The organism is Vibrio sp. 03_296 (assembly GCF_002265885.1).
The window spans coordinates 29,897-46,077 of the sequence record NZ_NPKW01000107.1; the positions used below are offsets into that span (position 1 = coordinate 29,897).

At 47.0% G+C, this 16,181-nt stretch carries 12 protein-coding genes and 2 pseudogenes; 10 read left to right on the forward strand and 4 right to left on the reverse strand.

All coding sequences use genetic code 11. The features are described from left to right. The first annotated feature begins 218 nt into the window (after nucleotides 1–218). On the forward strand, nucleotides 219–1,811 hold the full coding sequence (locus CIK04_RS13310) for an ABC-F family ATPase (protein WP_080532848.1): 1,593 nt from the start codon (nucleotides 219–221) through the stop codon (nucleotides 1,809–1,811). Nucleotides 1,812–1,923: 112 nt separating this feature from the next. Here CIK04_RS13310 and CIK04_RS13315 read toward each other — a convergent pair whose 3' ends face one another. Continuing rightward, nucleotides 1,924–3,786, reverse strand: a complete 1,863-nt coding sequence (locus CIK04_RS13315; protein ID WP_097352721.1) for a methyl-accepting chemotaxis protein — start codon at nucleotides 3,784–3,786, stop codon at nucleotides 1,924–1,926. Between the two features lie 126 nt (nucleotides 3,787–3,912). Beyond that, nucleotides 3,913–4,740: a formate dehydrogenase accessory sulfurtransferase FdhD gene (locus tag CIK04_RS13320; protein WP_038969470.1), complete on the reverse strand. Its 828-nt coding sequence runs from the start codon at nucleotides 4,738–4,740 to the stop codon at nucleotides 3,913–3,915. 282 nt (nucleotides 4,741–5,022) lie between these two features. Between CIK04_RS13320 and CIK04_RS13325 the strand changes: the two genes are divergently transcribed. The 9 genes and pseudogenes from CIK04_RS13325 to CIK04_RS13365 all read left to right on the forward strand — a co-directional run bounded on the left by CIK04_RS13325 (nucleotide 5,023) and on the right by CIK04_RS13365 (nucleotide 13,854). Further along, a complete protein-coding gene (locus tag CIK04_RS13325) occupies nucleotides 5,023–5,487 on the forward strand; it encodes a DUF3305 domain-containing protein (protein WP_038940843.1) in 465 nt (154 codons plus the stop codon). Then, a complete protein-coding gene (locus CIK04_RS13330) occupies nucleotides 5,477–6,100 on the forward strand; it encodes a DUF3306 domain-containing protein (RefSeq protein WP_097352720.1) in 624 nt (207 codons plus the stop codon). Before CIK04_RS13325 ends, CIK04_RS13330 begins: the two co-directional genes overlap by 11 nt. A gap of 229 nt (nucleotides 6,101–6,329) precedes the next feature. Next, nucleotides 6,330–7,988 carry a 4Fe-4S dicluster domain-containing protein gene (locus CIK04_RS13335; protein WP_097352719.1) on the forward strand — a complete coding sequence of 553 codons (1,659 nt, stop codon included), beginning with the start codon at nucleotides 6,330–6,332 and terminating at the stop codon, nucleotides 7,986–7,988. A gap of 9 nt (nucleotides 7,989–7,997) precedes the next feature. Further along, nucleotides 7,998–8,618 (forward strand): molecular chaperone, encoded by a 621-nt coding sequence (locus CIK04_RS13340; RefSeq protein WP_017790398.1) that lies wholly within the window; start codon nucleotides 7,998–8,000, stop codon nucleotides 8,616–8,618. 62 nt (nucleotides 8,619–8,680) lie between these two features. After that, nucleotides 8,681–8,881: a twin-arginine translocation signal domain-containing protein gene (locus CIK04_RS13345; protein ID WP_011080438.1), complete on the forward strand. Its 201-nt coding sequence runs from the start codon at nucleotides 8,681–8,683 to the stop codon at nucleotides 8,879–8,881. A 12-nt stretch (nucleotides 8,882–8,893) separates the two neighbouring features. After that, nucleotides 8,894–11,749 carry a formate dehydrogenase subunit alpha gene (locus CIK04_RS13350; protein WP_053542030.1) on the forward strand — a complete coding sequence of 952 codons (2,856 nt, stop codon included), beginning with the start codon at nucleotides 8,894–8,896 and terminating at the stop codon, nucleotides 11,747–11,749. Between the two features lie 11 nt (nucleotides 11,750–11,760). Further along, the gene (gene fdh3B, locus CIK04_RS13355; RefSeq protein WP_011150292.1) at nucleotides 11,761–12,369 is read left to right on the forward strand and encodes a formate dehydrogenase FDH3 subunit beta; all 609 of its coding nucleotides are present in this window, start codon (nucleotides 11,761–11,763) and stop codon (nucleotides 12,367–12,369) included. Between the two features lie 95 nt (nucleotides 12,370–12,464). Beyond that, nucleotides 12,465–13,442 (forward strand): annotated as a pseudogene (locus tag CIK04_RS13360) (formate dehydrogenase subunit gamma); the annotation flags it as partial. Beyond that, nucleotides 13,426–13,854: a hypothetical protein gene (locus CIK04_RS13365; RefSeq protein ID WP_097352718.1), complete on the forward strand. Its 429-nt coding sequence runs from the start codon at nucleotides 13,426–13,428 to the stop codon at nucleotides 13,852–13,854. The pseudogene CIK04_RS13360 and the gene CIK04_RS13365, both read left to right, overlap by 17 nt. 51 nt (nucleotides 13,855–13,905) lie before the next feature. On the opposite strand, the gene CIK04_RS13370 is transcribed toward CIK04_RS13365, so the two are convergent. Next, a complete protein-coding gene (locus CIK04_RS13370) occupies nucleotides 13,906–15,429 on the reverse strand; it encodes a hypothetical protein (protein WP_176463335.1) in 1,524 nt (507 codons plus the stop codon). Then, nucleotides 15,422–16,028, reverse strand: a pseudogene (locus tag CIK04_RS13375) (chromosome partitioning protein ParA). The gene CIK04_RS13370 and the pseudogene CIK04_RS13375 overlap by 8 nt, the downstream one beginning before the upstream one ends. Between the last annotated feature and the right edge of the window lie 153 nt (nucleotides 16,029–16,181).

Consider the following 16,181-nt stretch of genomic DNA (forward strand, 5'->3'; position numbering starts at 1 on the left):
GGTCGTATTATTTAGACATAACGAAAAGATTGTAGTCTCAAAAACTGTTCATAATTCAGACAAATAGAAATTTGCTGTGAAACTTTATCCATATTCACGTTTCAAATGTCAATGTTTTGTGATTTCAGTCATAAAAATCAAAGCTTGCACTCTGAGGCGTGAACAAGTAACGTTGCGCAGTTTTTTCTATTTGTTACTGACTCACTAAGGTAAAAGCTTTGATTTCTACAGCGAATATCACTCAACAATTTGGCGCTAAGCCACTGTTTGAAAACATCTCAGTTAAATTTGGCGAAGGCAATCGCTATGGTCTAATTGGGGCTAATGGTTGTGGTAAATCAACCTTTATGAAAATCCTCAGTGGTGAACTTGAACCGACGAGTGGTAACGTCAGCTACGACCCAAATGAACGCGTTGCAAAACTGAATCAGGATCAGTTTGCTTACGAAGAGTTCACGGTTATCGACACCGTTATCATGGGTCACAAAGAACTGTGGAAAGTAAAGCAAGAGCGTGATCGCATTTACTCGCTGCCAGAAATGAGCGAAGAAGATGGCATGCGTGTTGCGGATCTTGAAGTCGAGTTTGCGGAAATGGATGGCTACATGGCAGAAGCGAAAGCGGGTGAGCTTCTTCTTGCTGTGGGTATTCCAATGGAACAACATTACGGCCTAATGAGCAGCGTAGCACCAGGTTGGAAACTGCGTGTGCTTCTAGCACAGATTCTATTCGCCGACCCAGACATCATGCTGCTTGACGAACCAACCAACAACTTGGATATGGATACAATCCGTTGGTTGGAAGAGACGCTAAATGCGCGTAACTGCACCATGATCATCATCTCGCACGACCGTCACTTCCTAAACTCTGTGTGTACCCACATGGCGGATTTGGATTACGGTGAGCTGCGTGTTTACCCAGGTAATTACGACGAGTACATGACAGCGGCGTCACAAGCACGTGAACGTCTACTAAGCGATAACGCGAAGAAGAAAGCACAGATTGCTGAGCTACAAACCTTCGTAGCGCGCTTCTCTGCAAACGCATCGAAAGCAAAACAAGCCACATCGCGTGCGAAGCAAATCGACAAGATCAAACTGGATGAAGTAAAAGCATCTAGCCGTCAAAACCCATTCATTCGTTTCGAACAGTCAAAAGAGCTGTTCCGTAACGCTTTGATTGTTGAAAACTTAAGCCAAGGTTTTGACGATGACCTATTCTCAGACTTCAACGCCATTTTTGAAGTGGGTGAGCGTGTTGCGATCATCGGTGAGAACGGTGTGGGTAAAACAACCCTACTAAACACACTGGCTGGTGTACTAGAACCACGCACTGGTGAGTTCAAATGGTCTGAAAACGCCAACATCGGCTACTACGCGCAAGATCATGCACACGAATTTGCAGAAGACCTAAACCTAATGGAGTGGATGGGCCAATGGCGTCAAGAGGGCGACGACGAGCAAGTGGTTCGTGGTTTCCTAGGGCGTATGCTCTTTGGTCAAGACGACATCAAGAAGTCGGTGAAAGTGCTATCGGGTGGTGAGCAAGGTCGTATGCTGCTTGGTAAACTTATGATGCACAAACCAAACATGCTGCTTATGGATGAACCAACCAACCACATGGACATGGAATCGATCGAATCGTTAAACAACGCGCTTGAGCAATACAAAGGCACATTGTTCTTCGTCTCGCACGATCGTGTGTTTGTAGACTCACTGGCAACTCGCATCATTGAAATCCGTGATGGCAAAATCAACGACTTCAAAGGCACTTACTCTGAGTACCTAAAATCACGCGGTGTAGAAAGCTAATCTCTTTCGCGCTGTATGCCTAAAAAGATCAACAAAGAGCCTCAGTGAGGCTCTTTTGCTTTTGCCGCTACCTATCTTCACTCAATCGATGGGGGCAAGTAGGTTAGGGCGTTCAATACTTAAATTGGGCAACGATGTTTTCCAGCTTGTGGCTAACATCGGACACTTGTTCGCTGCATCGTACAGAGCCAGAGACGATCTCGTAGGTATCCCCCGCAAGCTGTGCAATTTGGGTAATATTACGGTCAATTTCTGCTGATACCATTGATTGCTCTTCTGACGCCGTCGCAATCTGCGTGTTCATATCAAACATCTCGGTGATTTGCGTGCTGATACCTTCAATTGCTTCGACCACGTGGCGCGTATCCACATTCGTCGTCCGAGCTTGATCGACACTCTCTGCCATTTTGTTGACCGTTTGAGTGATGCCTTTCGTCAGGGCTTGTACGGTGGATTCAATTTGCAAGGTGGAATCATTGGTTAGGCGAGAGAGCTGACGAACTTCATCAGCGACCACAGCAAACCCTCGGCCACTTTCTCCGGCGCGCGCCGCTTCGATGGCGGCATTTAATGCTAACAGGTTGGTTTGCTCAGCAATGCTTTGAATGGCAGAGACAACGGCATTGATTTCGCGGCTTTGTGATTCAAGTGCTTGGATCTGTGCCTGTGATTCTTCGATACTGATCGCCAACGTATCGATTCGCTTACCTGTCGCATGGGTCAGTTGCAGTGCCTTATCGGCTTCGGTATTCACGCGTTGTGCATTTTGCGCAGCCGATTCAATATTGGCCGTGATCTCATTAGTGGTCATCACCAGTTCATTCACAGCGGTCGCAACCGATTCGGATTCCAATTTTTGTTGTTGCGCGTTCTCCATGCTCTTTTGCGCTGCTTGCTCTGAGCTGCAGGAGCTCTCACCGAGAACGCTCATCACAGAGGCCAGTTCTTTGATGTTGTCATGCAGGTGGCTGATAAAGAGATCGAATGAACGGGATAACTGCGCAAGCTCATCACTGCCTTTGGCATTCATTCGTACCGTCAAATCTCCGCTACCATTTGCGATGTCGTCCATCAAGAGGTTAATGGCTTTGATTCTCGACAGAATGCTACGGCCAATGACATAGAGCAGGGACGACAACAGCACGACGATCGCCACGCCCATCCACTGTAAGCGACGGCGAATATCGGTTGCACTTTGCTCAACACTCTGTTTGATGGTGGTTTGTAGATCGGCAATCGCCTGTTCAGTTTTGTGCACATTGCTACGCAACGCGCCTTTTAGGCCTTCGTTTTCGCTCAGACCAAGCGTTTCTATCGCGCTAACGTATCGAGTTAAGGTGTCAGAATAATGAGTAAAAGCGGGAGACAGGCGCGTATCAAACTTGGAAAACTGGCTAAGCCCTTCGAGAAGTGCGGAGCTGTATTCTTGTGTCGGTTCGGTGACAAAAGTGAAGTCATGGTCAAGTAACCGCAAGAACTGCGCGGTAAGCTCTCCATCATTGGCGCTAAGTACATTGGTTTTGAGCACGCTGCGGGCTGCAAATAGCTCACTTTGCAGCGCGTCAATACTTGCTAAATGATTCGCCAATTGATGAAACTGAGTTTGATACTGAGATAGGGTGGAGACAATTTGCTGACGTTGGCTATCAATGGCAATCGACTCACTGGCAAGAACGTCTGATAAGTGCTCAATGCGCTGTTGCAGTTGAGAATAGGTATTGTCGAAACTCGTCAGGTATTTTTCGCTGCGACGTGCCAAATAGTCTTTCTCGTGTCGGCGAAGCATCAATAAATCAAGGGAGCTGCTTAAGTTTTCTGTTGAGGCGTGCTCCAAAGAGGATAAATGCTTTGCGCTGTTGTTCTCATAAATCGCGTAGGCAGCAACGCCTAACAGCAATGTCAGGTTGATGAGTAAAAGCTTGGCTCGAATAGAGAATGAAAAGAAAAAACGTTTTTGAACAGGTGATCCGGACATGGATACCTCCCATTTAGCCAGTGACGTAGTTAACCTATCTCTGCTTTTGTTTCATTAATGTTTCAAATTTATTGCAGGGAATATTCAACTATTAGCGCATGGGAGGCGTTTTGCAAGTAAGGCGATTTAACTCTCTTGGCCTTTGACATCAAAAATGATGTTTTCACCGCCGGTAAAGACTTGAAAGCGTAAGCCTTTTGCTCGAGCGATAGTGGTAATACCAAATTGACGTGCTAAATCTAAACCCATCTGCGTGACACCAGAGCGAGAGAGCAAAACGGGGATACCCATTTGAGCCACTTTGATCACCATTTCTGAAGTGAGACGGCCTGTGGTGTAGAAAATCTTATCCGCGCCTGATTCTTGGTTTAGCCACATTTCACCGGCAAGCGTATCCACTGCGTTGTGGCGGCCAACATCTTCGACAAATGAACGCACTTCATCGCCTTTGCACACCGCACATCCGTGTACTGCGCCTGCTTTTTTGTAGGTATCGTTGTAGTGGGTGAGCGCTTCTAAGGTCTTGTAAATATCCGACTGTTTAAGTGTCACTTGGGGCACTTGATAGTGCTCTAGTTGTTTCATCACGTTGCCGTACATGGTGCCTTGGCCACACCCTGAGGTAACGGTTTTCTTTTTCAAAGCCTGTTCAATGTGTTCTACATTCTCTTTTGTCACTACCGCTGCGCTGTTGGTTTCCCAATCGATGATCACCGATTCAAGAGAATCAACTTCCGACAAGAAGCTTTGGTTCTTGAGGTAGCCCAAAACAAGTGCTTCGGGTCTTGATCCCAGTGTCATTAGCGTTACCACTTCTTTCCAGTTCAGAAGAACGGTTAAAGGGCGCTCACAAGCAATTTGCTTAATTAACTTCTCTCCATATTCATCGAATACTTCCACTTCAATGGTTTGCAAAGGGTTTTCACTGGTTTTAATAATGTTGGGTTTGACCACTTCTTTTTCCTGCTTGAATAGGTGATAGCAAAATCACCGAAGACACACGTTTGCCAAAGGCGGGGAACGAAAACAATTCAAAAGCAATTACCGTTCCAAAGTCATCTACCGTACGGCGTCTCACATCTAACACATGTTACACATGGAAACATTCGCTTTATAACCTTGGCTTAGAATTTGCTATTAAACGGCACAAAGCGACGAAACAAGTATGCACCAAAGCCTCGAATAGGACTAATGTATGTTTAAAAGACAATCGCATAGCAACATGATGGGTGAACCATGTCAAATTCAATAGACGCACAAAGTAATATCGAAAAAAATGAATACCTTTGGCCTATAGGCTGCAACCTCGTTGCCCATGAAATTGCCACTGGTATTTGGGTGACCACACAGTGGCAGTTAACGGGTTTTGAGTTAAAGCCAGAAAACCAACATCGCCATGTCGTCACGCTTCAGCTGTTCCGTGACGAGCGAACCGATTACCGTTTTAACCTCAGCTCGCAAAATCCGAAACTCTTCGTTGTGCTTGAGAACATTGATGAAACGGACACACCAAAGATAACAACCGTCACGGCATCACAATCAGTGGCTGGCCAGTACATGGATGGCGACTACTTAGTGCTTTCTTGCGAAATGCCATTGCCAATTCAGGCATGGATGGAAGCGTTTATTGGACGCCACGGAGAGTTGTTAGAAGAGCGTCGTAAGAAGCGCAAAGGAGCGGGAAGAGCCAGTGGCAACTAATTTTTTTTCGCGTTGGTCTGAGCGAAAGCGCGCTGCAATAGAAGAGCAAGAGTCGTTACCCACTCAAGAGACGCCAGAGCAGAGCTCTAGGGGGACTCACTGCATCGCCCCCGATGCGATGAACACAGAAGCAGAGCAAATAGAGCCAAAGCACGCAGAATCAACGCGGCTAGAATCAAGCTCAACTGCAGCAGATGGCGAGAAAGAGCTAGAGAACAAAAGCGAAAACGCACCCATTTCAGCCTTACTCGCAAGCAATGCTGACGAAGCAGTCAAGAAGGCCGCTCTACGTAAGCTTTTCCACAGTGAAGAGTTTAACGTGGTGGATAGGCTCAATGATTACGATCACGACTACAAGTCTTCTATTGGTGCTCTCGCGCCCAATGTGGCGCAGACGTTAAGAGAATGGATGAAGCCAGTAGAGGAAGCATTGACTGAGGTAGAGCCTGGTAGTGCAACTTGCACATCGGATGGTTCAGTAGCCGTTGATAACAATGAAAGTATTGAGGCGAACAGTGACACTCTAACGCAATCTGAGACTCAAGCCCTGACTTCATCTCCATCCGATCTTCCTCCAAATGAAACACGAGATGAGACAAAAGATCCCACATAAAAAATAGGTACATTTTGACGCGTGCAGGGAAAATGACATTGGGACAAAATGTCCCAATTGAATTTCTTGTCATCAATAGTGTCGTAATACTCAACAAAACCCACGCTAACCGACTGAATAATAAGCGTATAAAAGTTGGTATAGCACTTGCTAATGCTCCACAACAATAACTGAATTATCAGTATGACCTGCCAATCCTTCGCAGTGTTGGCCAGTGTGGAACAGAGCAATGATAAAACAACTATTACAACAATCGACTTCAACCAATGGCAAAGCGCGACTCTATGCGTTTGAAAACACCGTTGAATTGGGGAATCTGATACCGCCTACCGTGAGCTATGAAAGCGGTGGTAATACACTCATCGTCGGCCCTAGTGCCATTATTCAAAGTGCAGCCGCACAATTGAGCCAAATGACTTCGCTAACTTTGCTTTCAACCGATGGCGAGAAAGGCGATGCACAAATCTATTACGCTGATTCCGTTCAGTTGAGTGGTTTTTTGGGCACCTTTACGGTGCTGGTTGAAAACCAAGGCCAACGTTTGAATCTGGCGAAGGTGGCCATCAATCACGATGTTTTTGATGTGGTACTGGATTTGTCACTTAACGGCCTCATGTCGGAGGAGGTGCCCGTCCCTGGTTATTATCCTGTTGGGCGTGGCTATCCGAAGCTAACGGATGCGCTGCAAGAAATTCCAACCTTAATGGGCACGTTCGATAAGCCCAAATATTTCCGCTTAGATACCGATCTGTGTGCGCACAGTTCCCGTGGCGTTAAAGGTTGTGAGCGTTGTGTTGATGCTTGTCCGGCTGGTGCGTTAAGCAGCCAAGGCTCCGAAAAAACAGGGCATCGAATTGAGATCAATCCGTATCTCTGCCAAGGGGTGGGGACGTGTGCCACCAGTTGTCCGACAGAAGCGATTCATTACGCATTACCTAAACCACAAGAGACACAAAAGTTCATTGAAAGAACGCTGGCAAACTATGAAAGCGTTGGTGGTGTGAACCCCATTATCCTGATTTGCAGCGAACGTCATGAAATGTACAACGTCATGGCACTCAAGGCGCTACCCGACAATGTGATTCCGATTGTGGTGGAAGATCTGCCCTCTGTCGGCATCGATAGTTGGTTTGCTGCACTCGTTAATGGTGCAACGCAAGTCTTGTTTGCTGCAAGTCGCCGCATGCCCGCAACGATTCAGCGCGTATTGAACAGCGAAGTGGCCATCGCGCAAGAGCTGCTTGGTCAATTAGGCATTGCCAAAGAGTGTATCGATATTCTCTATCTCGAATCATTGATGGAAGGCGCACCAGTCCTCTGTACTGAACATTTCGATCTTGCTCTTGGCGATTTGCAAGGTAACAAACGTCAACGCTTATTTACTGCACTCGATGCGCTTGCAACCTCGCGTGTTCCAGTAGAAAACACGGTCGCACTTTCCAGTCATGCTCCCTATGGCGCCGTGTCGTGTGCAACAACGGGCTGTACCTTGTGCATGAGTTGTGTGGCGGTTTGTCCAACTCGCGCTTTGCACACGGATGGAGAAAGCCCATCGCTCCAATTTGTCGAGCAAGACTGCGTGCAATGCGGTTTGTGTATCAAAGCGTGTCCTGAGCAAGTGCTGACACTAACTCCTCGTATGAATTGGGATAAAGAGAGCCGTCAAGCAGCGGTGGTCATCCATCAAGAAAAAGCGGCGGAATGTTTGCGTTGCCATAAGCCTTTCGCACCTCAGTCCATGATCACTATGCTACAAGATAAGTTACGTGGTCACTCTCACTTTGCAAATGATGCAGCGCTTAATCGTATTGCAATGTGTGAAGACTGCCGTGTCATCGACGTTTTTGAATCGATGGCGGTAAACCCAGAAAACCAACTGAATTACTAGGGCAAACGAATGGATATCCAACCAGAATCGTCATTAAGAGCCGATATTTATTTGCTGCTATCGACTCTATTTCGCCAAGCTCCCTCTCCAGCATTGCTTGAGTTATTGACATTGTTAGACACCGTAGCGGATGACAGTGAAATGCAAAATGCGTGGTTGCAATTGAAAGCGGCCGCAGGCCGTTACTCCGACGCAGAGCTTGAAGAAGAGTACCAACACCTTTTCATTGGGATTGGCCGTGGGGAAGTGGTGCCATTTGCCTCATGGCACCTCACGGGTTCTTTGATGGAAAAGCCACTGGCAGAGATCCGTACAGATCTTGCTCGCCTTGGTTTTGAACGCCAAGAGCATGTCAAAGAGCCGGAAGATCATATTTCAGCCTTATGCGAGGTGATGGCGGCGCTGATGGAAGAAACCGACGCGCTGCAACAGGCGTTTTTCAACCGCCACCTCGCAACTTGGTATGTTTCCCTCACCAAACAAATCGATCAAGCCGAACACGCCGGATTTTACTTGGCGGTTAGCCAATTGCTCGGCGCCTTTTTCAATCTGGAAAAAGTACGTTTGGCGCAAATCACGCCGGACAACAAAACCAAATTAAAAATTGAGATTAAAAACTTGGCGGATTAGCCAAGCGATCTCTTTTAGAGAGGCTTAAGCCTCCAAAAAACTACCTGACAGGTAAGGAAGCAATGATGAAAGAAAAAAATGAAATTAACGAAAGCCGTCGTGACCTTTTAAAAGGTATCGCCACGGCAGCAGTAGCAGGCGCCGTCGTTGCTGGCACCACACAAGTGGCCTCAGCCTCAGAAGTTACTCCTGTAGAAAAACAGGCGAAGAAAAAGGGATATCACGAAACCCAGCATATCCGCGACTATTACGAAACTCTGTAGGAGCCGTCCTCAATGAAACTAATTAAACGCTCAGACAGCGTCACGAAAGAGCAAAAACAGCTCGGTATTAGCCGTCGTGTATTTATGCGCAATAGTTCACTTGCTGCTGGTGGCGCAATTGCCGGCGCAAGCTTATTTGCGCCAGGAATGATCCGTAAAGCGGAAGCGAAAAGTGTCGATGCAAGCGCGCCTATCGAAGTGAAACGCACCATCTGTTCTCACTGCTCTGTAGGCTGTGGTATTTACGCAGAAGTGCAAAACGGTGTTTGGACAGGTCAAGAGCCCGCGTTTGATCACCCATTTAACGCTGGTGGTCACTGTGCCAAAGGCGCGGCATTACGCGAGCACGGCCATGGTGAGCGTCGCTTAAAATACCCAATGAAGTTGGAAAACGGTAAGTGGAAAAAACTTTCGTGGGATCAAGCGATCGAAGAGATCGGCAACAAAGTGTTGGAAATTCGTGAGCAATCTGGCCCGGATTCTGTCTACTGGCTGGGCAGTGCTAAGCACAACAACGAACAAGCGTACACTTTCCGTAAAATGGCATCGATGTGGGGCACCAACAACGTCGATCACCAAGCGCGTATCTGTCACTCCACCACGGTTGCTGGGGTAGCAAACACTTGGGGTTACGGCGCGATGACCAACTCCTTCAACGACATGCACAATTGTAAGTCGATGTTGTTCATTGGTTCAAACCCTGCCGAAGCCCACCCAGTTGCCATGCAGCACATCCTCATCGCCAAAGAGAAAAACAGCTGTAAGATCGTCGTTGCGGATCCTCGCCGCACGCGCACAGCAGCTAAAGCGGATCACTACGTTTCTCTGCGCCCAGGTACCGATGTCGCGTTTATTTGGGGCGTACTTTGGCATGTATTCAACAACAAATGGGAAGACAAAGAATTCATTCGCCAACGTGTATTTGGCATGGACGAGATTCGCACTGAAGTGGCGAAGTGGAACCCGAAAGAAGTTGAGCGCGTTACCGGCGTAAGTGAAGAAGACGTTTACCAAACAGCGAAACTGCTTTCTGATCATCGTCCAGGTTGTATCGTTTGGTGTATGGGCGGCACTCAGCACACCACAGGCAACAACAACACGCGTGCTTATTGCGTGCTTGAACTGGCGCTCGGCAACTTAGGTAAATCTGGTGGTGGTGCGAATATTTTCCGTGGTCACGACAACGTGCAAGGCGCAACAGACCTTGGCGTTTTATCGCACACGCTTCCGGGTTACTACGGTTTGGCAGAAGGCTCATGGAAACATTGGGCGAACGTGTGGGGCATCGATTTCGAATGGTTGAAAAACCGCTTTGACCAGAACAAATACAACGGCAAACAACCAATGTTCAACATGGGCATTCCTGTGTCTCGTTGGATCGATGGTGTACTGGAAAACAAAGACAGTATCGAGCAAAACGATAACATTCGCGCCATGTTCTATTGGGGCCACGCGGTTAACTCGCAAACCCGCGGCGTAGAAATGAAAAAGGCGATGGAAAAACTCGACATGATGGTAATTGTCGACCCATATCCAACCGTCGCTGCCGTCATGAACGATCGCACCGATGGTGTCTATTTGCTTCCTGCCACAACTCAGTTTGAAACCCATGGCAGTGTGACGGCGTCAAACCGTTCCATTCAATGGCGCGATCAAGTGATCGAACCGTTGTTTGAGTCCAAACCTGATCATGAAATCATGTATCTGTTGACCAAAAAGCTGGGTTTTGCCGATCAACTGTTTAAAAACGTTCGCGTTGTCAATAATCAACCAGTGATTGAAGACATCACGCGTGAGTTCAACAAAGGGATGTGGACCATTGGTTACACTGGCCAAAGCCCTGAGCGCTTAAAAGCACACCAACAAAACTGGCACACCTTCCACAAAACCACGTTGGAAGCAGAAGGCGGACCGGCGAATGGTGAAACCTACGGTTTACCTTGGCCATGCTGGGGCACTCCAGAAATGAAGCACCCGGGAACCCACATTCTTTACGATACATCGAAACCTGTTGCACTGGGTGGAGGCACCTTCCGTACACGTTTCGGCGTTGAGTTTGAAGGTAAGAGCCTGCTGGCCGATGGCAGCTACTCGAAAGACAGTGAAATCCAAGATGGCTACCCAGAGTTCAGTGACAAACTGCTAAAACAACTGGGTTGGTGGGACGATCTGACTGCAGAAGAGAAAGCGCTCGCGGAAGGCAAAAACTGGAAAACCGACCTTTCGGGGGGTATCCAGCGTGTTGCCATCAAGCATGGTTGTATACCTTTTGGTAACGGCAAAGCACGTACTATCGTGTGGGAGTTCCCAGATCGTGTGCCACTGCATCGCGAGCCGCTTTACACGCCACGTCGTGATTTAATTGCCGATTACCCAACATGGGATGACGCCGCTTCAATCTATCGTTTGCCAACGCTGTATAAGTCGATTCAAGACCAAGATAAGTCGCAAGAGTATCCGATCATCCTCACTTCTGGCCGTTTGGTGGAATACGAAGGCGGCGGTGAAGAAACCCGTTCGAACCCTTGGTTGGCAGAATTGCAGCAAGAGATGTTTGTGGAAGTAAACCCGAAAGACGCCAACGATTTGGGCTTTAAAGATGGCGACATGGTTTGGGTTGAAGGGGCAGAGAAAGGCCGTATTCATGTTAAAGCCATGGTGACACGCCGTGTAAGACCAGGAATGGCATTCATTCCATTCCACTTTGGCGGCAAGTTCCAAGGTGAAGACTTACGCAATAAGTACCCAGAAGGTACTGATCCGTACGTGATTGGCGAATCAGCAAACATCGCCACCACCTACGGTTACGATCCTGTCACTCAGATGCAGGAAACCAAAGTCACCCTCTGTAACATTCGTAAAGCGTAAGGAGTCTTGAAATGGCTAGAATGAAATTCCTCTGCGACACCAAACGCTGCATTGAATGCAACGGCTGTGTGACCGCTTGTAAAAATGAAAATGACGACGCATTAGAGTGGGGCATTCAGCGCCGCCGTGTTGTCACCTTAAACGACGGTGAACCGGGCGAAAACTCCATCTCAGTGGCCTGTATGCACTGTACCGATGCCCCTTGTATGGCGGTTTGTCCTGCAGACTGCTTTGAACACACCGAAGATGGCATTGTGCTCCACAACAAAGATCTGTGTATCGGTTGTGGTTACTGCCTGTTTGCTTGCCCATTTGGCGCGCCTCAGTTCCCGAAACAAGCCTCATTTGGCGAGCGTGGCAAAATGGACAAATGCACCTTCTGCGCCGGTGGTCCAAACACTGAACCGGGCTCAGAAGAAGAGCGTCAGAAGTATGGTGCCAACCGTATTGCTGAAGGCAAACTGCCGATGTGCGCTTCGCTTTGTTCAACCAAAGCCCTCTTGGCGGGTGATGCTGAGAAAATCTCCGACATCTTCCGTCAACGTGTCGTAGAACGTGGTGCAAAAGAGGCCGGTTGGACCAACGGTGAAGATCTATCCTACGATGCAACTCGCAGCTAAGTTTGGAGAGAGTCATGTTACAAGCGCTTAAACGTGGTTCTCTTGCAGTACTGTCTTTTTGGACAGTACTGCTGTTGACCTTAAGCTTTACCACGGTAGCACAAGAAAAAGAGAACTCTGTCGATCAAACGGAAATGACGCAATTAGCCGGGGCCGATTTTTGGCGTCAAGTTAGGGCAGGTGAGGCGGGTTACACCACGTCGACCTTTCCTGAGCATGGCGTGCTTATCAGTACTCCAGGTCAAACTTGGTATCTGTTAAAAGAAAAATGGATGTCGCCTGCTGGGGCAATCGCCATTTTTGGCAGCATTGCGATGGTGATCATGGCGTATGTGTTTGTTGGCCCTTTGATGCTCAGCAAACCTCGCACAGGGAAAAAGATCAAACGTTGGTCACGATGGGATCGCGCGCTTCACTGGAGCATGGCGTTTACCTTTCTCACCCTTGCGTTTAGTGGCTTAATGTTGGTGTATGGCAAGCACTTCTTAAAACCTTACGTTCCTTCTGAAATTTGGGGTTTTGTTATTCTGCTTGCCAAGCAATATCACAACTACATGGGGCCATTGTTCTTCATTTTGCTGACCTTTATCTTGCTGAAATGGTGGCGTAAATCCATTCCAACAATGACGGATGTACGTTGGTTTATGAAGCTCGGTGGCATGGTAGGCAAACACAAAGGCACCCATCCATCGGCAGGTTTTTCTAACGGTGGTGAGAAAGCGATCTACTGGTTATTGATTTTCTTTGGTGTGTTTGTCGCGGCCAGTGGCCTGATCCTAGATTTCCCCATCTTTGGTCAAACACGCCGTGATATGGAGCTTTCTAACCTTGTGCACATGATTTCGGCGTTGATCCTTATCTGCGGATTTATCTTCCATATCTACATTGGCTTGTTTGGGATGGAAGGGGCTCTCGAAGGCATGGTCACCGGTGAAGTGGATGAAACATGGGCCAAAGAACATCATGATCTGTGGTATGCAGAAATGATGGAGAAAGAGCAGCAGAGCGGCTCTCAAACCGCTCGCACCAACGAGCAAACGAAGGTAGGAGGTCATCGTGAACAAACCTCATAAGGGCATTTGGATTGCTTACATCCTAAGCTGTTTAACGCCATTTACTTTCTTACTCTCTGGCGTTATCGCGATTGTTTATGCAGGGTATCGGTTGGATAAAAACCAAGATGGTGAGGTTGTTAATTCACACTACTATGGATTAATTCGAACCTTCTTCCTTTATCTCACGTTTTTCGTTGTCTTGATCGTCACCGTAGCAACCTCGAACGGTGTACTGGTCGGCGTCAGTGAATACTGGGTCAGCAGTACGGTTTTGGACAACGTACTCAACAGCGTTGCCTACGCGATTCCCTACGTGGGTATGCTGTTTGCGGCACTCGCGATATTGGTTTGGTTCTTGCGCATGTACCAAGGCATGGTTCAGCTAAGCAACAATCAACCACATAGACCATCGACGGGCCCAAACTTATAGAAAAAGAGTAAACAGAGAAATAGCAAAATCCCCTCAACTGAGGGGATTTTTTCAATGTCCTCCGCAATGATGCCAGATTTTTTGTGCACTCAACTCATACGTACCAGTAAGCTGCTCGGTCTTACGGTACCGTTTTTCATCATCGCTATACCCAGATTGTATCGCTACCAGTTCACTGAAAGACCCGGTACCAGCACACTTAAGGTACCCACCTTCTATGTGCGGGCTGACATCTCTGTCATCAATATCATACTCTCGTCCAAATCGATCAGTAACCACGAGTTTAGCGGTAAGATCGAGGGGTGCTTCAAGATCGTAAATGCCTGCAATTTCACCCAACAGAAAAGATCCCGCTGGCGGAATAGCAAGGCATTCTTGCACTTGAAGGTGATACGGCTGTTGGCCATCAGGTATGGTGAGCGGAATAAGTACAGGATTCTTCTTGGAGACAACAAGTTCTCTCTCACTAGTGATATAAGGACTACCAGCATCTTCAACCGCTCGATAGTAGTTACCACATGCACCATAGAAATCGAAAAAATAATCTACGTTCGATAAGCCACAATAGTCCCTGCTTTCTAAACTGTCGACAAAGGCAATTTTCGGTGGACGATGCGCTTTCAAGTAGTTTTCTGAGTATTCGAAGCGAATATCAAATAGGTAATCTTCCATTGCTGGATATTTGACGCTATCCAGCGCTTTGTCTACCGCGTCTTTGATCATCTGTTTGGTTTGTTGATTGGTAAGGTATATTTCCACCAATCCATGTCCCAAACTATCTTGATCACTTGTCGGAATACTTATGTTTGGAAACGGTACTGAACCAATTCCAGTAAAGTTCAATCCGTTGATGACATGATCTTTGTCCGATAAAATGTAGTCGCCGTTAAGCGTCGGTGAAGCGGGGGCAATATGGATAACTTTAATATTCGTTTCATCATAGCCCAAACGCTGATTGACATAATGAAATGACTCATTCACCCAAAGGTTGCCCTGTGAATGGGCCAAATAAATCAGTTTTTTACCTTGCCAAGTCTGTGAGTCATTACGAAGACGATGTTTCATTCGAACCTCGTCAGTGTTGATATCACTCCCCGCTAAAGACGCCAAACCTTCCAAAAACTCGTGAATAATCTCGTTGATACCTCGGCTTAAGGTATCATTCACGAAGGCAAGGAAACCTTTTACTAGTGAGTCAATTTTTTTGATGATTGGGCTGTTATTTCTACCGCTTACGACATCCCAAAAAGCTTCCCATCGCTCAAACTGCTTTTGTTCGAGCTCGTTGGTTCGTTGATCGAAGGTCTCAGCAAAGTCGGCTAGTACATCAATACCCCTTTCTTCGTAATTAGAGTCGTTGTAGAACAGAGTGAACTCAACTGGTTGACCTCGATATTGTTGGATGGCAAGAGATTTTTTTAGCTCCAGTAAACCATTTTCTGCCTGTGTTCTCGTAGTAGCCACACCATTAAAAAAACCAACAGTATAGCCAGCCACTTGGCAGTTATTTGCGAGTACCGAGGCGGGTGGCAGAGAAGAAAACGCAGATATTGAAATTAATAAAAGCTTATTCACAGTGTTCTTCCTCTGCCTCAAGTAATGTTCCACCAGAGCCATTGAGCAGTCGATTGTATGACAGATAGGCTAAAGTTCGAGCTTTTGTGTTGTAAGTTAGCGCAGTAATTGTTCTAGATGTATTCGTTATATCTCTAACCGGGATTCCTACATAGTCCTTACACGCTAACACTTTATAATTTTTTTTGGCAATTCTAAGCGCTCGGTCAGTAGCTTCGTCACTTGGAACGCTAAAGTCATAGTATAAGTTTTCTTGTGTAAATCTCGCATCCTGCTTTAGAGCATTACGAACAGGCTCTGTTACTTCTAACGCATCAATAAACGCTTCGACGTCATCTCGAATGCCATCTTGGTTAGTATCTGGTCCTGTCAACGAATCAGAGCGATCTAACAAAGGCTCATAGCGCTCATAAATCACCATTATCTGGTCGTTAATGGTTTTCTGGCTCTTTAGTGTTGCAATCAGCTCATTCWGTTTTATCAATTTGAATGGATGGCGTTGCCGTAGCTGGGGAAGGTGATGTAGAGCGGCTATCGCCGGATGAGTTACAACCAGCAATGCTGGCTACAACTAGCATTGTMATTAGAGTGCGTGTCATTGTTATGCCTCAAGTAAACTAAGAAGCATGCAGTGTAAGTGGATGATTTTAATAATGATAATTATGATTTTCTATACCGTTATTAGTAGGTGTTATCGTGTTTGTATCAAAGCCAAATGATGGCATTTAACGTGAACCGATTGTTGTTGCACG